Origin of the sequence: Neorickettsia helminthoeca str. Oregon (assembly GCF_000632985.1) — a bacterium.
GTDB classification, from domain to species: domain Bacteria; phylum Pseudomonadota; class Alphaproteobacteria; order Rickettsiales; family Anaplasmataceae; genus Neorickettsia; species Neorickettsia helminthoeca.
Genome location: NZ_CP007481.1, coordinates 292585 through 313148, shown reverse-complemented (window position 1 = coordinate 313148; position 20564 = coordinate 292585). Strand labels below are relative to the sequence as shown.

Annotated in this window: 18 protein-coding genes; 8 read left to right on the top strand and 10 right to left on the bottom strand. The window is 41.0% G+C overall.

The window, feature by feature from the left end; translation table 11 throughout:
• Positions 1 to 85: 85 nt before the first annotated feature.
• Together surE and dusB are read left to right on the top strand one after the other, a co-directional pair.
• A complete protein-coding gene (gene surE, locus NHE_RS01580; RefSeq protein WP_232215019.1) occupies positions 86 to 847 on the top strand; it encodes a 5'/3'-nucleotidase SurE in 762 nt (253 codons plus the stop codon).
• Complete coding sequence (gene dusB / locus NHE_RS01575) at positions 813 to 1805, top strand: tRNA dihydrouridine synthase DusB (protein ID WP_038559266.1); 993 nt, start codon at positions 813 to 815, stop codon at positions 1803 to 1805. Before surE ends, dusB begins: the two co-directional genes overlap by 35 nt.
• 158 nt (positions 1806 to 1963) lie before the next feature.
• Here the strand turns inward: dusB and NHE_RS01570 are convergent, their stop codons facing one another.
• Positions 1964 to 2716: a hypothetical protein gene (locus NHE_RS01570; protein WP_198014750.1), complete on the bottom strand. Its 753-nt coding sequence runs from the start codon at positions 2714 to 2716 to the stop codon at positions 1964 to 1966.
• A 158-nt stretch (positions 2717 to 2874) separates the two neighbouring features.
• Positions 2875 to 3717 carry a 2,3,4,5-tetrahydropyridine-2,6-dicarboxylate N-succinyltransferase gene (locus NHE_RS01565; protein WP_051579549.1) on the bottom strand — a complete coding sequence of 281 codons (843 nt, stop codon included), beginning with the start codon at positions 3715 to 3717 and terminating at the stop codon, positions 2875 to 2877.
• 76 nt (positions 3718 to 3793) lie between these two features.
• Here NHE_RS01565 and NHE_RS01560 point away from each other — a divergent pair, with 76 nt between their 5' ends.
• A complete protein-coding gene (locus NHE_RS01560) occupies positions 3794 to 4354 on the top strand; it encodes a pyridoxine/pyridoxamine 5'-phosphate oxidase (protein ID WP_038559260.1) in 561 nt (186 codons plus the stop codon).
• Between the two features lie 148 nt (positions 4355 to 4502).
• Here NHE_RS01560 and ppdK read toward each other — a convergent pair whose 3' ends face one another.
• The 6 genes from ppdK to NHE_RS01530 all read right to left on the bottom strand — a co-directional run bounded on the left by ppdK (position 4503) and on the right by NHE_RS01530 (position 13044).
• Entirely contained in the window at positions 4503 to 7106 is a 2604-nt protein-coding gene (gene ppdK, locus NHE_RS01555; protein WP_038559257.1) for a pyruvate, phosphate dikinase, read from the bottom strand.
• Positions 7107 to 7162: 56 nt separating this feature from the next.
• Positions 7163 to 7567, bottom strand: coding sequence for an ApaG domain-containing protein (locus NHE_RS04385; protein ID WP_269479142.1), 405 nt, complete (start codon positions 7565 to 7567; stop codon positions 7163 to 7165).
• An 80-nt stretch (positions 7568 to 7647) separates the two neighbouring features.
• On the bottom strand, positions 7648 to 8406 hold the full coding sequence (locus NHE_RS01545; protein WP_198014749.1) for a hypothetical protein: 759 nt from the start codon (positions 8404 to 8406) through the stop codon (positions 7648 to 7650).
• Between the two features lie 77 nt (positions 8407 to 8483).
• Complete coding sequence (proS, locus tag NHE_RS01540; RefSeq protein ID WP_038559252.1) at positions 8484 to 9785, bottom strand: proline--tRNA ligase; 1302 nt, start codon at positions 9783 to 9785, stop codon at positions 8484 to 8486.
• On the bottom strand, positions 9786 to 12023 hold the full coding sequence (locus tag NHE_RS01535; RefSeq protein ID WP_038559248.1) for an ATP-binding protein: 2238 nt from the start codon (positions 12021 to 12023) through the stop codon (positions 9786 to 9788).
• The gene (locus NHE_RS01530) at positions 12013 to 13044 is read right to left on the bottom strand and encodes a hypothetical protein (RefSeq protein WP_156927344.1); all 1032 of its coding nucleotides are present in this window, start codon (positions 13042 to 13044) and stop codon (positions 12013 to 12015) included. Before NHE_RS01530 ends, NHE_RS01535 begins: the two co-directional genes overlap by 11 nt.
• A 278-nt stretch (positions 13045 to 13322) precedes the next feature.
• Between NHE_RS01530 and rsmA the strand changes: the two genes are divergently transcribed.
• A complete protein-coding gene (gene rsmA / locus NHE_RS01525; RefSeq protein ID WP_038559243.1) occupies positions 13323 to 14120 on the top strand; it encodes a 16S rRNA (adenine(1518)-N(6)/adenine(1519)-N(6))-dimethyltransferase RsmA in 798 nt (265 codons plus the stop codon).
• A gap of 137 nt (positions 14121 to 14257) precedes the next feature.
• On the opposite strand, the gene NHE_RS01520 is transcribed toward rsmA, so the two are convergent.
• Positions 14258 to 14983, bottom strand: coding sequence for a Tim44/TimA family putative adaptor protein (locus tag NHE_RS01520; RefSeq protein ID WP_232215018.1), 726 nt, complete (start codon positions 14981 to 14983; stop codon positions 14258 to 14260).
• Positions 14984 to 15036: 53 nt separating this feature from the next.
• Between NHE_RS01520 and secB the strand changes: the two genes are divergently transcribed.
• From secB to NHE_RS01500, 4 genes are all read left to right on the top strand, one after another.
• A complete protein-coding gene (secB, locus tag NHE_RS01515) occupies positions 15037 to 15552 on the top strand; it encodes a protein-export chaperone SecB (protein WP_156927343.1) in 516 nt (171 codons plus the stop codon).
• 135 nt (positions 15553 to 15687) lie between these two features.
• On the top strand, positions 15688 to 16461 hold the full coding sequence (locus NHE_RS01510; RefSeq protein WP_038559237.1) for a TatD family hydrolase: 774 nt from the start codon (positions 15688 to 15690) through the stop codon (positions 16459 to 16461).
• Positions 16462 to 16618: 157 nt separating this feature from the next.
• Positions 16619 to 18472: an ATP-dependent helicase gene (locus NHE_RS01505; protein ID WP_038559233.1), complete on the top strand. Its 1854-nt coding sequence runs from the start codon at positions 16619 to 16621 to the stop codon at positions 18470 to 18472.
• 227 nt (positions 18473 to 18699) lie between these two features.
• On the top strand, positions 18700 to 19563 hold the full coding sequence (locus tag NHE_RS01500) for a hypothetical protein (RefSeq protein ID WP_038559230.1): 864 nt from the start codon (positions 18700 to 18702) through the stop codon (positions 19561 to 19563).
• A gap of 331 nt (positions 19564 to 19894) precedes the next feature.
• Here the strand turns inward: NHE_RS01500 and nrdR are convergent, their stop codons facing one another.
• Positions 19895 to 20347, bottom strand: a complete 453-nt coding sequence (nrdR, locus tag NHE_RS01495) for a transcriptional regulator NrdR (protein ID WP_038559227.1) — start codon at positions 20345 to 20347, stop codon at positions 19895 to 19897.
• Positions 20348 to 20564: the final 217 nt, after the last annotated feature.

The window sequence follows — 20564 nt, the reverse complement described above, 5'->3', positions numbered from 1 at the left end:
GTATTGTCACCATTCTAATCAAATATAGTCTCCAAATTAAGATCGCATAATTGGCACAGGTGTAGAGAGAAAGATGCGCGTACTTTTGACAAACGATGATGGGGTAACGTCGGAAGGATTGAGATTACTCAGAGAATTAATTCTAAGTATGGGTTTCCGTGATATTGTCGTAGTTGCACCGAAAACAGATAAAACAGCTTCAGGGCATGCACTTAGCATACACAAGAGATTAAAAATCGAAGAAATAGAAAATAATACATTCGCAGTTGATGGTACACCTGTAGACTGTGTTATTACTGCATTTTATGATCCACGATGTACCGGGAATGGTACACCGGAAGTCGTGTTTTCAGGAGTGAACATTGGTGCTAATCTGGGAATAGATACTATGTACTCAGGCACAGTCGCAGCAGCAATGCAAGGAATGTTCTTTGGAGTACCATCGTTTGCTCTGAGCCAATTCTATGAATCCGGAGTAGGAATCCGGTGGAACGTACATAGTTCCCATCTCAAAGATTATATTCTCGGAGTGCTCGAAAATAGACAAACTTTCAAGAACTGTGTTCTGAATATCAATTTGCCTTCAAAGAGGATCATTGGAATAAAACATGTAAAGCAGTACAACACTGAAGAGAAAAAAGCCACAGATGCATCTGCTATTGCAATATCCACGCACTCAATAGACAATGAAGAATATATTACGATTGAAACTACTGGATCGCCTCAGTCCTGCCAGTTTCTGAGCAGTGGTTACGTTACTGTGACCCCCATAGGCTCCGATCTCACGGATTATAGCGTTCTGAAAGCTCTCGATGAAGATCCATCTAGACGGCAAAACGGTGATTGATAATGTGATCCTTGCACCAATGTCAGGGGTAACGGATATGCCTTATCGTAGTCTTGTGAAAACCTTCGGTGCCGGCTTGGTCGTCTCCGAAATGGTTGCAAGCCGAGCAATGATCCTTCAAACCAGGGATACTATTAAGAAAATTGCTATCTCAGAAAATGAGGATATCACTGCAATCCAGTTAGCCGGCTTCGAACCCGATGTAATGGCAGAGGCTGCCAAAATGAATGAAGAAATGGGAGCTAGAATCATTGACATTAATTTCGGATGCCCAGTGAAAAAAGTCGTGAACGGCTATGCAGGCTCCTATCTGATGAAAGATGAACTCCATGCGGCAAAAATTCTCGAAGCTACAGTAAATGCAGTCAAAATACCAGTGACTCTAAAAATGCGCACCGGATGGGATGAAAATCATAAGAATGCTACAAGACTGGCGAAAATCGCAGAAAATCTTGGAATAAAGATGATTACCATTCATGGAAGGACTCGTGCTCAAATGTATAAAGGAAAATCAGATTGGAATTTCATTGGGGAAGTAAAAAATGCAGTAAAGATTCCAGTGATAGCAAACGGCGATATAAAAACTTATGACGACGTCGAGAAAGCGTTTTCCGAATCTGGCGCAGATGGCATCATGATAGGACGTGGAGCATATGGAAAGCCTTGGATCATAAGAAACATACTACATTTCTTAAAAACTGGGGAAAGATTAGCGGAACCCAATATTCAAGAAAAAGTCAAGATAATCACACGACACATAAGGGCAATGGTCAACCATTACGGTGAAGAAACAGGTGTAAGGATCGCAAGAAAACATGTTCTCTGGTACAGCGCGACATATAAAAACTCCGCTGAGTTCAGATGCGAAATATGTGGAGAAAGCTCGTCTGAGAGAATGTTATCTAAGATAGAAGATTTTTTTTCTACTGTTGCACCACAGAGCGCGATCAATAGGTAAAACGACACTCCCATCCCAAAGCAGCCCCTCTATACTGTCACATTCCAGCTAATAATCAGACAAACAACAGCTCACTCAAAAGCGAGATACTTACTCGACTCTTCTATGCCACTGCACGGTAGCCTAAGTATTAAAAATTGCCAGTCCTTACACTAGAGTTAAGTAAACCTACGAAACCATAAAACAGCTCGCTTAACGCATGCAAGCAAGGAGCCTATCAATGGAACACTTTTGGCGATCTTCTTGATTTTCACAGGTAAGGCAATCGGTGAGAGACCCCTCAAAATGCAATATCTGTAGAAAAAATAAAACTCCTCAAACGAAAGTTCCTCCGCTATGGCATCATAAAACTCATGCAATTTTTTAACTGCTTCAGATGTATCGCGCTTTTCTATAATTACTTCGGGACTCTGACGCTTTGATAATGCTATGAGCACTCCAAGGAAAACTGTCACAACGACCCTCTTTGTTTCGAAAATAGCTAAAAATTTTGATGTTTCCTTGCAAGCATCTTCGAAGAAATCTACAAAATTGCTGTACCCCCGATTCTCTGCAGCTGAATTGCTATTCAGGAAGAATTCTTTAGCGATGTTTCCTAGTAGATGCTCTGATATATAACCTTCCTTCCCTGTAAAGAATGATTGCTCTTTTACTGTTTTATCATCGAATTGCGCACACCCAAGCATGATTTCGGCGACAAGACAAGAACAACCTTTCTTGAATTCGACAAATGCCTTAATCAAGAGCAACAGGAATATAATGTCAACATTTTCATCATTCTGCTCAATCACAAACTTCTCCACGATATTAGGTTTCGCAAGGACATATTCACTAAAATGCAGAAGTAGTGCCGGAGTTCGAACAAAAGAAATAACTTTGGATTCATCAATGTTGTCTATGCTGCTTGTCATGGAAAAGAAAAATTCCTGAGTAGGATCTATAGGATAGAGCAGGTAATGTAAACAAAGACTAAACTTGGTATAAAGTTGTATCACAAACACTCCGAGTGAGTGCAGCAAAAGAGAATGTTCTATTGCTTAGCCAGGAAAGTCTCGTGATCGTTGATACTTCAAGAAAGCGATTCCCCTGGAGCTGTACTCTGGAAGCGCAGTAGCTGATTTATCTGGACTTTAGCTCTAGTTTTTTCATCGACCTGCTTAACTATGATGACACAAGAGATCGAAATACCATCTTTAAGCTGAATGCTCCCAGGAACCACAACGGAATAGGGGGGTATCGATCCGTAAGTGACTTTGTTGGTAGCCCTATCAACAATACGAGTAGAAGGACCTATATAACATCCCATAGCTAACACGGACCCTTCACCTATCAGGACACCATCTACTATTTCGGACCTAGCACCTATGAAGCAATTGTCTTCGATAATGACGGGATTACTTGCCAGTGGCTCCAGGACACCTCCTATACCAACACCTCCTGCGATATGGCAATTCTTACCAATCTGAGCACAGCTGCCGATGCTCGCCCACGTATCTATCATCGTCTTAGCACCAACATAAGCACCAACATTAATGAAAGATGGCATAATCACAACATCGGTACCTATATACGCTGACTTTCTTACAAAGCTACCAGGGACAGCTCTTATTTTAGCCTTGCTGAAATCTTCTTCTTGCCAGAGCATAAATCGTTGATCGATCTTATCAAACCAGCTGCTCTCAGGCTGCCCGTATGTGATCAGCTTATTCTCGGAGATCCGCATGTATATCAGTATGGCTTGCTTCACCCACTGATTTGTTTCCCATGAGGAACCTTGCTTTTCCGCTACTCTCAACTTACCCATTTCTATAAGCTGTATTACGGCTTCTATGCTTTTTAAAAGAGATTTATCGGAATAATTACTACTCTCCCAAGCATCTTCGATGACACTCTTGTACTCAGCTATGTCCATAAAAACCTCAACTTAGTAATATTTGCATTCAAGATAATCAGAATCTAAACTGTATGCAAGATAGGAATTCCAGACAATGCATTCGAATCCTGTTACACAATTCATTTTATGGCAGAACAGCATCAATGTACCCGATAAGACAGCCGCAATACTCTCAACGTGCACGAAAGCCGGAATACCTTCTGCCAGGACTGTGCTGATAAAAGATGTCAACGACGATGGATTCACCTTCTACACGAACGTGAACAGCAATAAGGGAAAAAATCTGAGAGAGAATCCAAAAGCGGCTATGGTTTTTTACTGGGACAGCAAACAGGTCACAGTACGCGGGGATGTTTACTTAGCGGAAAAAGAAAAGGCGGATGCCTATTTTAATTTACGTCCACGTAGGAGTAAGGCTATAACTGCCTTATCTAAGCAATCTCAAGAGCTAAAGGATGAAGATCTCTTTCTAAAAGAAATTCAGGAATTAGAAGATTCAACAAATGAGATAGAGCGTCCTGAGCACTGGGAAGGATTCCGCTTAAAACCAGACTCTATGGAGTTTTTTATTGCTGACAAATACAGACTAAATAAGAGATTCTTGTATACGCTACAACCAGATGAAACATGGAAAATCTCAAGACTATATCCATAAGTCTGAGTACTTCGGCGGGAGGTAGCGTATCCAAACAATTAGATTGACGTCATCTTGACGACTGTGAACAAGAAGAAAGAATTTCTTTGCTTTAAGAGGAGGTATATTGTATGTAGGACCCGACCTCACTATAGGAATGCTAGTCTAATCAAAGATCAGCCTCAGAAACACGGTGCTTCAACTCATATTGGGCGGCAGCAACTTTCGCTATAGGAACACGGTATGGCGAACAAGAAACATAGTCCACCCCCAGAGAGGCAAAAAACTCAACTGAATCGGGATCACCGCCATGCTCCCCACAAATACCTATCTTGATATTTTTCTTAGTTGCTCTTCCTTTGTTGATCGCATCTCTTATTAAGACACCGACGTTTTCTGTTTGAATAGTAACAAAAGGATCATCCTTCAGAAGCCCCTTTTCCTTGTAGATATTTAAGAACATACCACAGTCATCTCGCGAAATACCCAAGGTTGTCTGGGTTAGATCATTCGTCCCAAAGCTGAAAAAGTCTGAGTGCTCAGCAATTCTGTTAGCGAGGATAGCAGCTGAAGGTAGTTCAATCATATTTCCAAAAGAGTATTCAACTGAGTAATTAGCAGCCACTGACTCAACAAGTCGCTTAATCAAAAGCAGCTCCTCAGCATTCATTACAAATGGGATCATTATCTCTGGTGCAATATTTTTCACTTCCTGCGCTGCACCGAAGATAGCATGAAGTTGCATTTCATATATTTCCGGATGGGATATACCCAATCTACAACCTCTGTGTCCAAGCATTGGATTCTCTTCTTTGAGGGACTTGATTCTCCTCTGAATAAAACTTTCTGCTAACACAGAATGCTTCTTGAAACTTTCTAGACTCGCCTCATCTGAAGGAAGGAATTCGTGTAACGGTGGATCCAATAATCTTATTGTCACGCACTTACTTTGCATCCCACGGAATATAGCAACGAAGTCCTCCTGTTGTATTGGAAGTAACTTCTTCAGTGCTTCACTTCTTTGCTGTGATTCCTCTGCGATGATCATCTCGCGGACAATATTTATTCTATCTTCAGAGAAAAACATATGCTCCGTTCTACAGAGACCTATTCCATCTGCGGCAAACTTAAGTGCTACCTCTATGTCCTCTTCTGTCTCTGCATTTACTCTGACGCCAATCTTCTTGAACTCATCAACCCAACTCATAAAGATCTCGAACTCCTCCGAGAAATTAAACTCAGAAGTAGCTACACTACCTAGAATAAGGTTGCCGCTTGCTCCATCGACCGTAACTCTATCACCTTTGTTCAGGACGATATCTGGGGAGATTTTTAGTATTCCAGAATATTGATCGACGCTACCACCGGAAAGCGCACAGATACAAGGTTTCCCCATACCCCTTGCAACTACTGCCGCATGAGAAGTCATACCGCCTCTTGTTGTGACAATCGCGACTGCAGCATGCATTCCCGCGATATCTTCTGGACTAGTTTCACTTTTCACCAGGATTACTTTTTCCCCGCTATGAGCACACTTCACAGCTTCCTCTGTGCAGAAGATTATCTTACCGGATGCTGCGCCAGGTGAGGCAGGTAGACCTCTTCCTATTATTTGATGATTTACTTCATCATCTATTCTTGGATGAAGTAAACCTTCAAGAGATTTCGCATCTATCCTGAGTACTGCTTCCTGTTTACTGATTTGCCCCTCCCCTACCATATCGACGGCTATTTTTATAGCTGCTTCTGCGGAACGTTTAGCACTTCTAGTTTGGAGTACATAAAGAACGTCATCCTCAATGGTAAATTCTATATCTTGGACGTCTTTATAATGCTTCTCAAGGACATCACAAACGTCCGAGAGTTGCTTATACAGAGACGGATTATCGGATTGCATTTCCTCTATAGGCATTGGAGTCCTTACTCCAGAAACTACATCTTCCCCTTGGGCATTCTTGATATATTCTCCGAAAATCTCCTTTCGTCCATTCGACGGATTACGTGTAAACAAGACACCAGAAGCAGAGTGCTCATTAAAATTTCCAAAAACCATACTTTGGACGTTCACTGCTGTTCCGATCTCTTCAGGTATGTTGTGAATCATTCTATACGTCTTGGCACGCTCATTACTCCAGGACTGAAAAACTGCTTCTATACAATTCATAACCTGCGCATAGACGTCCTGCGGCATTCCTTCATGCGAATGTTTTTCTATTATGTCTTGGAAGAGCTCAATAATCTGCCGTAGATGTTCTTTACTTAAATCGCTGTCATTTAATAGCAATCTAGCGTGCTTATAGTCATATAGTGCTTCCTCGAAATGATACGAATCCACTTTGAGGACAACATTTCCATACATCTGTATTAGACGCCTATAGCTATCAAGAATGAACTTACTATCCAGAGCAGCAACTATCTCGTTATTGAGTCCGACATTCAGAACTGTGTCAAGCATTCCGGGCATAGAGAACCTGCTGCCGGAGCGGACTGATACGAGAAGAGGATTCGTGGGAGAGCCGAACACTTTCCCTGTAGCACTCTCCAATGAATGGAAAGCCTTTTGCACTTCCACATCCAGCAAGCTCCTGAAGTGTTCCCTATCCTTATAATACAAATCACAGGCCCGGGAAGAAATCGTGAAACCAGGTGGGACAGGCAATCCCATATTACACATCTGTGCAAGATTAGCGCCCTTACCACCGAGTATGTCCAACATGGAAGCATCACCTTCTGCAGACGGAGGAAAAAATTTGTATACAAGCTTCTTAAACATAGGAAACCCACGGGCTACACCTAAATATTAGGTACAAGAAGCCTTATATGCAACTCCTATTGAAGAATATCTCCAAATGACGCATCGACAGAGCACAATTCTCCATTGATGCGCAACACGAAATCGCTCTGAAGAAACTCCACCTCATACCAGGATCGCAAGACACCAGAAACACTTTTGAGATATACTCCAGTCACATATTCCAGTGCTTCATTTTTCTTGATTATTTTGTTCCATACACCATCGACGGATCGAACTTTCGTCACCATTCCTCTTGAATCAATCACTTCAGCCCAGCATTCGATTATTTTTACATCCTCAGAGGAGCAGTTTGTCATATTGATTGTATAGCTCCAGAAGTGATACTCTGTTTCCCGAATAAGGTACCGACCTAGATAGACAGTGGAAGGCCTGATAAAAACGGAACTCCCTTTATTGGTTATGTTGGATTTCAATGACATTAGGTGTATCCTTGGCCCATATCTTATTTTATACACCATCCAAGAAAATACATAGCATTAAAATAACTATACAGCGCCACCTACAGCGCAACACACTTAGAGAAAGAGGACTGCATTGGCTGCACAAGGCACTCAGTAGAAGACGACTTCGGTTCCTCAGAGCCATTCATACCGTCACCATTACCAGTAGACTTATACACGCGGCACTCACTGGGAAATAACTTCGGATTCTTATGATAAAGCAACATTTGTAGTGAAGATGAAAATAGTACACCAAGAAAAGCAGTACAAATACCAACCACAATCGACACTACAATGGTTGTTTCAATTCTACTCTTCTCTAATGACTTAAATAGCTCAGCTATTCCTTTGACTGCTATGTATTGGACAAAACACAGGAATCCAGCTACAAGCAAGGCAATTGAATAGTAACACAAATTGACCACCAGATTCTGAGTATCACTAAATCTTGCCCACCATCTCTGAACAGCATTTCCCTCTCTATTCTCCTCTGGAACCGCGGGTTCATCGAGTTCTATGGCCTTTCTGACGGCAATATTGTTTACACTGTTGGTTATAACACAAGCAAGAATCGGGAGGACTATGCAAAGAGCCATCACATACATAGTAATCCTAACAGCAAACTCCTTTCCTTCAGAGAACCACTGCCTTGATATAACTGGAATTCCCACCTTCACAAAGAAACTTACAGCTGCCGCAACAGCAGAGAAAAGAAATGGCAGACAAATTGCTTTCAGGTTCGCTCTCTTTCGCAGCTCACGATTTTCTCGCTCTAGCACTTCAATACGAAGAAGCAGTTCATTCCTGTCAGACAGCATGGTAGATATTTAAATGGTAGATATTTAAAGGTTCTGAAAAGTTGGCTAGCTCAGGCACGGATTCTAGCATATAACGCTCAAAACCTCAAAACCAGCTCGTCAGGAATGCAGCTCTCTTCACTTGAATCCAAACGATATTTTAAATTGACAATACCGGTTTCTAGGCTTCTCTTTCCCACGATTATCTGAAATGGCGCGCCTATCAGATCCATTCTAGCGAATTTGACGCCCTGGCTATCTAGAGTATCGTCGTATATCACGTTATTCAGGTTGGCAAAGAGATTTTCCGCCAGCGCAGCGGACTCTTGATGCAAGTTTATGAGTCCAACTTTGAAGGGCGTAATGGATTCTGGCCAAATGATACCCTTCTCATCAGAATGCACCTCAATTATCGCCGCGAGAAGCCTGGAAATGCCTATTCCATAAGAACCCATGTAAAAATTGCTTCTGTTGCCGTCCTTATCGAGAAATTGCGCTTTCATAGGCAGAGAATACTTATCCCCAAATAGAAAAATATGTCCAACCTCTATTCCTTGTTTAGTTGAAATCATTTCCATGACACGATCTTTGGAATCCTTACATTCATCTGTAAAACAATCCAGGGCTTGTAATCTAGCAGTCATTGCTTTTACTGCAGCAGCGTCACCTGGATCAGTGTTACAGAATTCTTGTACTAGAGACTCAACTTCACTAGGGTAAAAGATTGAACATTCCCCTCCGGCATCAGTAGCAATATGGAATTCGTGATTAAGATTTCCACCTATTACACCGGCATCTGCTCTACAGGGAATAGGATTTAAACCAAGCCTATTGAAGATACGCAAATAAGCTTGATAGACCTTGTCATATGAGAGTCTTGCGGATTGTTCATCCACGTCGAAACTATAAGCATCTTTCATTAGAAATTCCCGTGCACGCATAAGACCGAATCTTGGCCTTATTTCGTCTCTGAACTTCCATTGGATGTGATATAGTATCTTTGGAAGCTGCTTATAGCTCGTGATGCTATCACGAACGATCGACGTAATTACCTCTTCATTTGTCGGGCCGAAAAGCATTTCATTGTCATGCCTATCCCTGAATTTTAATAATTCCTTTCCATAATCTGAATATCGTCCGGATTCTTCCCATAACTTGGCTGTCTGTATACAGGGCATTAACATTTCCAACATTCCTCTATCATCGAGTTCCTGGCGTATTATCGCTTCGATATTTTTCAGCACTCTCAGTCCCAGAGGCAGCCAGCTGTATAGTCCGGAACCACACTGCTTCACCAGGCCTGCCCTCAATGCATATTTATGTGAGCGTAGTTTGACCTCACTTGAAACCTCCTTCAATAAAGGAAGATAGTATTCAGAGATTCTTACTTTATCTTTCATTTACACAACAGAATTTTCATTATCTATAAGTTTCATGATTTTTGAGATCAACTCATTGACTTCAAAAGGTTTTGCAATGAAATCCTCATTATGATTATGATCATCTAAGTGAAGCTTATCACGCGTATATCCGGACATAAAAAGCACTTTCAAATTTGGCTTATCTTCTCTCATTGCAGTTACCATTTCCGGCCCATCTATTCCAGGCATTACTATGTCAGTTATCACTAGCTCTATTCGCTGCTTCATTTCTAAGAAAGTTTTCAGGGCAACTTGACTACTTTCGCATTCTACGACGTTAAAGGACTGCTTTCGTAGAGCCTTCACCAGAAAATTTCTCACCATCTTTTCATCTTCGACAAGGAGTATCGTTGCCCCACTACTTGCAGCAGAAGGAATCAATTCATCCTGTATTTTTTCCTCCTTTTTGACAAAGGTTTCATATGAAACTGGGATCAATAGTGTAAAAGTGGACCCTTGTTTTTCGATACTTTCGACATTTATGTATCCCCTCATCTGTTTGATTATCCCGTACACAGTTGAGAGACCAAGACCGGTACCTTTATCCACACTTTTTGTCGAGAAAAAGGGATTAAAGATCTTTGGAAGCACATCCATGGATATGCCCGAACCATTATCTTCCACTGTGACACTGACATATTCCCCTTTTAATACAACTTCCTCATTTTGGCTTCCGACTAGGACAGTGCGTTTTTTATCCACTAGTACATTCCTCACCTCAACGACGATTGCGCCTCCTGACTCAAGTGCATCCCGTGCATTGACTACTAAATTCATTAAGCTTTGTTCAAGTTGAGTTTTGTCAACTTTTACATTCTTCAGATTCGGGCTTGCTCTGAAGCTCAGTTTAATATTCTCAGGGACTAACCTTTCCATCAATTGACGCATTGATTTCACTACGTCATTGACATTCAACACTTCTGCATGCAGCGTCTGATTTCTCGAGAAAGCTAGGATTTTCTCCACTAAAGCTTGACCTTTCTTTGCACTGTATTTTATCTGCGCGATATCGTAATAATGCTTACTTTTTAGTGGCACATCATCCAAAAGCATTTCCGCAAAACCCAAGATCGCTGTGAGAATATTGTTAAAATCGTGAGCTATTCCACCGCTGAGTTCACCCAGGGAAACTATTTTTTGTGAATGCTGGAATTTCTTTTGCAAGTCACTCAGTTCAGTTAGATCGATAAAAAACCCCACAATGATCCCGTAATAATCAGAGAGGTACGCTCTAACACTATCACCACTATCCAATGTCAAATTAGCAATTGATGGCGAACTGTCAATGCTCAGGTCATTTATCTTGCTCCGAAAAAATTGTTCGAGATTACATTTCCCTCCAAAGACTTCACGGAATGCATCATTCACATCAAGAACCTTGAGATCTTTAGTCATAAACGCAACACCAATTGCTGTGTTGGAAGCCAATTCACTTATCTCAACCAATTTAGGCATGATTATTCCGTAATACTTTCCATCGATCCTTGTTGAGTAATTTCTAAAAAACAAATTGTGACTATGCGCATTTACTGAGTGTATCGTCGGGAACTTGTAGAGTCCCTCTTTAAGGAAAACATTTTTCCCCCCAATTGCCTCGAGGCATGACTTACCTCTATTCTGGACGGAGATCCCAGTAACTTTGTACATTGATATTCCGGCTTCATCCAGAAGGGAATCATAGATTTTCTCTTCGCTGGTTTCCTTTGCTGTGATTAATAAATAGCCATTTGGCCTCATCATCGGTATTATTTCGATTACCTCTGAACCATTATGAAATCGATGATATAAGACCCCCTCTTTTATACCAGACATAACTGCATCATATTTTTCACCCAATACATCCTTCAATTCATTTGCTTTGGTTCTCTCGTCTTTGTACACGAGCTCGCCTTCGCCTGTGATGATCATGTAAAATGCTGTAAGAGCCTTCGCTGCATTGGAGTAAAACATATTCTGGAACTCAGCAGCTACGAGTACAAGATGGAGCTTTTTGAGATTATATACCAACGAGAAAAAGGTCAGGACCGCTACACAATAACACACCACTCTCACCTGATCACTCTGCAAGAAGCTGGTCGCGTCGAATTCCCCAAGAAGCACGAAATTCAACAGAAGTTGTAACAATATGAGCCCGAAGATCAGATAGAACCTCTTGGGATACCTGGTTACAAAACTTAATCTATTCTTCCTAACATCATCCGTATACCTATTCCGCATTTCTTTCTACCTTTCGGGATAGATAATCTATTTTCTCTTCTAGAATCATCTTATCGATAAGCAATACTTCCTTTTCTGCGGTCAACTCGTCTAGGACTGTATTGACCCTGATTCTCTCAAAAGCATAAGACTTATTCAAATCCTGAAGTTTTGTATTTTCATCTACTAATTTCGCGATCTCCGACTCATAGCTTCTAATTTTGTTCAGAAAGAGACTGGCATGAAGACGCAAATTAGCAAATTCCTTCAAGTAGAATGTCTGATTGACATTCCGTAACTTATACACTCGCAATAATTTGATTAATTCACTATTCAGAAAAAGATGGGCAAGCAATGAAACCATGAACCAGCAAGAACACAGAAAGAAGACACCCTTGAAACCTGAAAGTAAAAAGAGATCAACATCAGCGCTGTAGGAATAATATATGCTAATAGGGAAATTATCTAGTTTCGTGACAGTACTTTTCGTATATCTTCCCTTGAGCAGATTGATAAAGTCCGTCAATCTACTATTCGATGCGTCCGTTAGATCTATTTTTTGATGCAGATTCATCGCTAACAAGACATCCATATTTTCCTTTAGGATGGCGACGCTCATACGTCGATCTGAATCCAGGATTCCCTCTATTAAATCCTGGATTTGGGCAAGAGGAACGTGGAATAATAGTATGCCAGCATTCCTGGAGCTTTTTACTGTGACTGCAATAGGGAGAATGGATTTACTTTCTGTAGACTCGAAGCTCTTCTGTAACAAAGATCTACCTATAGAGACACGACTCAATACATCGTCATTTACACTGTCAAGAATTTTCAAATCACTTTCTTGCTTGATCCAATAAACAGACAAGCCATCATTTTCCTCATTGAATTTGCTTATCTCTCTTTCTATGAATTCATTATCGAGCACCTTATCATAGAGTTCGGCAATTTTCTTGTATAGCCACTCCGTTGCCTGCTCTGTGACGAACTCTATTTGAACTGAATATTTCTCCATTAACGCTCGTGCCTTATGTGATTCCATAGACTCACGTGTGACACAGAAAATAGCAAAACAGAAAGCAAGACTGATGACAAAATAGATACTGCAGTACAGCCTAAAAGATAGTAATTTCAATGGAACTAACAACAAATCGTCGCGGAATGATAACAAGAAACAATACAAATCCTCAAATTAGAATGATTTATACAAAGATTTGTGATAATAAGATTGTGTTTTCAATAGAATCGGCAGTGCGAAACACAATCAACGTCTACTTTCGGGGACAAATCACAGGTAAAATTTGAGGTTGAAAGCTTTTCGTGGGAAAAATTTACTATAACAAGTCGCTGGGGCAACATTTCATCTACGATCGAGTAGTATTAGGCAAGATCATTGGCGCCGCGACACAGACGAAGGGGAAACACATAGTAGAAATAGGGCCTGGAATCGGCACGTTAACGAAAGAAATTCTTGCAACTGATCCTTCGCTTTTGACATCGATTGAGAAGGATCAGCGATTTGAGAAAGAACATTTATCGCTCGAAAGACAATACGAGAATTATCAATTCATTATTGGTGATGCACTTTCTATTCCATTAGAGCGGGTTTACAAAGGGGAAAAAGTTATAATTATTGCAAATCTTCCGTACAACATTGCAACGCGATTGTTACTCAACTGGCTGGAAGAATCGAATCTCATTCAGGAAATGATACTTATGTTTCAAAAAGAGGTCGCTGATCGCATTTGTGCGGAACCTAGAAATAAAAATTACGGGGCCTTATCGGTTCTGATACAGATTAGGTGCAAGCTGGAGCCACAATTTATTCTCCAACCTGAGGTTTTTACACCTCCTCCAAAAATACTGTCATCAGTTTTGAAGATCACGCCTTTGGAGATCCCAAAGTGGCAGTATAAGAAAATCAGGCTCGATACAATATTAAGACACGGCTTCGCACACAGGAGGAAAACAATGAATACAACTCTGCAAGGCATTTTTGGAGGTCAAAAGCAACTTCATGTAGCCCTGGAAAGTATAGGTGCAAATCCAAGTATGAGAATTGAAGAGCTCACACCAGGACAAATATGCGCACTATCTCTATACGATCAAACAATTTAATAGACAATGTACGATCGGTCTCTCTGAAGCAATCACTCGCGCAATAATGTTCTTAGAGCATGTATCCAACACGGCGCTCAGAGGAGAACAAGACAGACACCGATCTGGCAATCCGCCCAGCAACTATCGCTATTCTTTCACGAAAGCTGAGACACAGTCCAAGAATTAGATGCAGACGATAAGCAACGCTCGAACACCCATAGATCCTCTATTACCTCTATTGTATCCTTATCTCCGGAGACAATAGAGCCAGCTTCATCGCGCATAAGACTAATCTGTTCAGATACGAATTTCACCGTTGCGTATATCATACCCTTGGCTACATTCAGCTTAAGCAAACTCTTGGACTGCAAAGCGACGAGAGTCCTTTCTAAAGTATTTCCCCGCGACTTCCTTTCATTTATCTTCCTAGAGACGATCGCAAAAGCATCTTTCGAGAGAAGTCTTGCTAGAATCTTCAAATCACATGAAGCAAAAGCACTGATAAACAACTCAAATGCGCGCTCTGCCCCTTCCATAAACTGATCAGTGGAGAAACTCTTACCTGAGGATTCAATTTCTTTCTTCGCGGAAAGGATCTCTGAGAGATTCTCTTTCTCCACATACATAAGCTGATCAATTGACTTCGCCTTTTGATCTAGAATCTCCCTTATCTCAGCAGCTCTGAACTTCATTTCCCGCTCGACCGACACCCTACCAAGAGACACATACAATCTGCTAAAAATGAAGAACGCTAATATAGCATACACAATTACTTCCATAAAACGCGGAGAAACCCGTTCAACAAAAATCCAACAACAAACACGAGACAACTTTCTTTCCCAGGAGACTCTGCACCCGTAGAAAGCTAGACAAAATCCCATAGGTACTCTAACCTATTCTCACAGTATTACCTATATTTGTAAAGAATACAAAAATGCTCAACGAAGAGAATATCAATAATTACGATTCGAGTTCTGTAGACAACAGTTCCGACAACAATGAAGCTGATCTCCCAATGGCACGTCCTGAAGGTCAATTCATGAAGTCCATCAGTCTTGACACCCCGAATTCACCTGAGGTTTTCAGTATAATGAAGAATCCCCCTGAGGTTGATGTACAGTGCAACATAGATAGCAGAATCATAGATGAGCAGAACGGTATATACGAAGTATTGTTAGATATCAAAACAGAGGCTCGAATCTCAGATGAGAATTCACCTGATGGAAAGCACATCGCCTTCGTCTGCAAATTGAAGTATTGTGGGGTCTTCACAATAAGGAATCTAACACAGGATCAGTTGAAACAGGCCTTGTTAGTAGAGGCACCTACGTTGCTGTTCCCGTTTGCGAGAAGGATCATTGCGACGGCTACTACTGATGCCGGATTTCCACCTTTGATGCTTGCTCCTATAAACTTTGCTCAGAAGTACACGGAAAGCCAAAAGGATTAATTTGATACTCTTACCAGAAAGTCTGAGTATCTATTGGATTTCTGAGTCCGGCGGCGATCGCCGCCGTATGCTGTGATTTTTTAGAGAGGTGAGTTCGATCTTGCAGCGTAGGTTATATTTTTCGAGTTGTTCAGCATGATTTTTGACTCTCATTGCCATCTCATTTTTTACCAAGAAGATGAATTAGAAGGTATCGTCGCTGATGCACAGAGCAATGGCGTGAAGATTCTACATACGATAGCTACGCGCCTCTCCGAGTATGAAGAACTAATAGCTACTTGTGAAAGATTTTCAGATGTTTATTGTTCCATTGGTGTCCACCCGAATCACGTTGATGCAGGGAGACAAGCATACCAGGATATTATAAATCTAGCAGCTCATCCAAAAGTGATCAGTGTAGGAGAAACAGGATTAGATTATTACTACAACCACACGGCAAAGGAAGATCAACGCATATCGTTCATTGAACATATCAAAGCAGCAACAGATCTCAATCTTCCGATTATAGTGCACTCAAGAAATGCTGAGGCAGACACAATTAAAATCCTGGAAACAGAAAGTAAAGATTCAGGAATTCCAGTGATCCTGCATAGTTTTGCATCCTCCAGAGAACTTTTCGAAGCAGCAGTGAGGAATTCTTGGTACCTCTCCTTTTCAGGAATACTTACTTTCAAGAATGCTCTGGAAATACAACAGATCGCACGAGAAACTCCCCTCAATAGAATACTTATAGAAACAGATGCGCCTTATCTCGCACCAGTTCCAGTCAGAGGACAGAGAAATTATCCGGTTCATGTCCTCCACGTATTGCGATACTTGAGCTCACTCAGAGACATGAATCTAGAAAAACTTTCCCACATACTGCTGGAAAACTTTTTCAATGCATTCAGGAAGGTACCACATATCTAGTATAACGGAAGTTGCTACATATCTAGCACGCCGAAACAATCATTCATTTTTCAAGGAAGCAGAGTCACGCTCTATACCGGGGATCACGAACTCCATCCCTTGCCATGTAGAAAAGGGGAATATGTGATAGGATTGATGGTCCGTACTATTGACTTTTATGAGCCTGAACAACGAGCAAAGACTTGCTATAGAAACAATTAATGGCCCCCTACTCATACTGGCAGGCGCTGGAACAGGAAAAACAAAAACACTAGTACATAGGATAGCTAATCTCATCAAAGAGGGTTATGCATACCCGAATCAGATTATGGCTGTCACGTTTGCCAATAAGGCAGCAAAGGAAATGATGCATCGGATCACAGAAATCGTTGGGGAAGCGCAATTTAATTGGATTGGGACATTCCACGCAATAGCAGCAAAAATATTACGCATAGAAGCAGAGAAAATAGGGTTCAGACCAGATTTTACAATCCTGGATACTGACGATCAAATGAGAATGCTCCAGAAAATTGCAAAGGAAGTACAGATAGAGACTGACAAGTCACTGATAAAGAAATACTTGACCATCATCTCCAACTGGAAAGATAAAGCATTCACTCCAGGAAGAGTAAAATATAACAATGCAGCGAATACATGGTTCGAGAAGCAGGCGCTCTGCATATACGAACTCTACCAGGAGCGTTTGAAGGAGAACAACAGTATGGATTTTGGTGATCTATTGATGCACAACGTTAGCCTTTTTAAGAAGGATGCAGAAGTCCTCGAAAGGTATAGAGAAAAGTTTAAGTACATCATGGTGGATGAATATCAAGATACAAACCTCTGCCAGTATTTATGGCTCAGGTTACTTGCGCAAAAACACTCTAATATCTGCTGTGTCGGAGATGATGATCAATCGATTTATGGATGGCGAGGCGCAGAAGTTGGAAATATTCTGAGATTCTCCCAGGACTTTGATGGAGCAAAAGTAATTAAACTTGAGCAAAATTATCGTTCGACGAATAAAATATTATCAGCTGCACATAACGTCATCAGGAACAATCAGGCACGCCTGACAAAAAAACTATGGACAGCGGAACCAGGGGGTGAGGAAATCCAAATTCTGACATACATTGATAGTGAGCAGGAAGCAAGGGCTATTGTGAGAATGATTAAGGAAAGAGCATCAGTCTGCGATTACAGTGACACCGCTATTCTTGTAAGAGCAGGATTTCAAACAAGAGCCTTTGAGGAAGCAGCTATTTCACAGCAACTACCGTACAAAGTAATAGGTGGACTGAGATTCTATGATAGGAAGGAAGTAAAGGATATTATCGCTTACCTGAGATTTGTCACTAATCCCAGCGATAATTTGGCGTTCGAACGGATCATCAATTCGCCTAAGAGAGGATTGGGGACTGCCTCCCTGAATAAGATATATAACTTCTCTCTCGAGAATGGCTGCTCTATGTTCGAAGCCTCCATAAGACTTTCAGAGGATGGCACTCTAAAGGGAAAAATCCTCCCTGACTTCATAGAAAAAGTGAAAAAATGGCAGTTGGAATCAGTGAATTACAGCCTCCATGACTTTTTAAAAAAAATCACGATCGAATCTGGATACATTTCTGCATTGAGGGAACAAGATGAATCCAGATTAGAAAACATCGATGAGATTTTCCGTGTCGTTCAGGAATTCGATAATGCCATAGACTTTCTTCAACATGTATCTTTGCTAACAGATAATGATTCACAGCTGTACAACAGCAACGCGATCAATATAATGACGTTGCACGCATCCAAAGGACTAGAATTCGAACAAGTTTTCCTCCCCGGCTGGGAAGATGGAACATTTCCGCACGCAAGATCTCTATACAGCGCTGACCAAATTGAAGAAGAAAGGCGATTAGCATACGTCGGAATAACCAGAGCAAAGAAGTTTCTAACTATCACGAACGCACGCCGTAGATTAATGAAAAATTGCTGGCAGAATACTTCAAAATCGCGGTTCTTGCTAGAACTAATACAAGAATGACGCCCAGCATCACCAAAATGTAGCCTTAGGTCATCACAAGCGCCCTAGTGAAAGTGAAGTACTCCATCTAGACACTTCCTCAATGAATATTCTGTATTAGGTCTACTTAACTATATTAAGTATGGAGTAGATTTTCATTATTGATTAAGTAGCAATAGTGCTTACTATATTTAGCATGTTATATATAGTATAATATATGTATAAGTTATCAGATTGTTCGAGATTTTATGGCTAAATTAATAATCGCTGTACTTGCTGCGGTTGCTTTTGTCATACTGGCAGTTGTTTTGTTCTGTTTGTATAAACAATGCACAATAAACAAGGCAAAAGATTTTGTGTTGCCCTCAAAATTGCAATCCTCGATCGATGAGGTCTTAAGGCTGGGTTTAGAGTGCCCCCCTGAAAAGCTTCAAGCTGTCAAAGAGCAGATAATAAAAGAGGCAAAGCGTTTTGTATCGACCTTCGAAGTGCAATACTTGCTTGAGGAGCTAGAACTGCACAATCAACAGTTTTCTACTGAAAGGCTTCAATCTCTCCCATCTGAAACCAAGGAATCTCTAAAACTGTATAGTGACTTGAATTATATTCATGAAATGGCATTCCCTCTCAAGGATGATCTCAAGAACGGATACCCGTCCAGGGAAGACTATCTGAGGATTAAGGAAATATTGAATTTTGCTAAGCGCTATGCAAATAGTAGTAACCACAGCACATCAGATCACGCTCTTAATTTTACTGCAGACCCAATTAAAGCTTCCACTGAAGGCAACATTGAGAAAACAAATAAATATCGGAATATATCCAACATATTCATACGTGATGGTTATGATATACTACTTAGTAAGGTATTGCCACCAATCAGGGAGCTTAGGAGTCTAGATGCAAGTTTTGGCTATGCCCACACTCCAGAGACATGGAAACAAACTTGTAAGAAGCTCGAGCTGATTTGTGAAGAAATTTTTGGAGCAACTCAAGAAGCATCTGATAACTTTGCGGCTGTGCTGTACCTAGAAAGACAGGATCTGAACAAGATTGAGCAAGCTACTACTCAGCCGGTACGAATACAGGCGACTCATTCTGCAGCTTTTTAGATCTTTCCTTTAGATCTTTCCTTAGTATAGCCTAGCACTTCCACCAGAAATATAGAAGCTCAGGGACCAGTTCTCTGGCCCCTGTCTCAGCATGGAAATACAGGATAACGGCCAAACAAGAATAATGTTTCTGTAATTACCGTTCCAGGGATTAGGCTTAGGTACTGCAGATTATCCTACTACGTCATGCGGTGGTAACCACAGATCTCATTCTTCGGATAGTGCTGCTATAGCACCAAGAGCTCAAGACCGCGGTATGCCTTCAGTCCAAGTAACATAGGAACACACTGCCCCGCACTCCAGCAACAGTGTCAGAAGGGCTTGCCGGATCTTAGTCAGAAGCAATACTCTTAATCAATTCAATGAAGTCTTTCTCGTCGCTGAAGTTCATATAAACTGATGCAAATCGTATGAAGGCAACCCTGTCAAGTATAGAAAGCTGTTCCATGATTAATTCACCTATCATCTTTGCCGTGACTTTCGTATCGTGTACACGCTCGATTTTGTACACAACACTATTCATTAAGGCATCGACGCTTTCCCTTGTAACAGGTCTTTTGCGCAGTGCAACCTCAATGGAGCGCATCGCTTTTTCCCTATCGAAACTTTCGCAACTACCATCCTTTTTGAGAACCTTAATCTCCCTCAACTGAATCATCTCAAAGGTTGTGAATTTAGCGCCACACTCATCACAGGAACGCCTTCTTTTTATGAAGGCCCCCCTATTTACAGAACGCGAATCCTTGACACTAGTATCTGTATTACCACAAAAAGGACACTTCATATATTGGAAAACGAATACACCAAACTCGATGCCCTAGCATCAGAACATCTGATTCTCAGAAAATCACGACTAGAATACAAGTTTCTGCACACAAGGTAAAGATGATGTTCAAAAACACAATTTTACTAAAAAGCTTATTCCGCGCTTTTAAAAAGTAAAGATAAATTTCTAGGAAAGAGCCAACTGGAATAGATTGCACAATGAGTAAACGAATAAT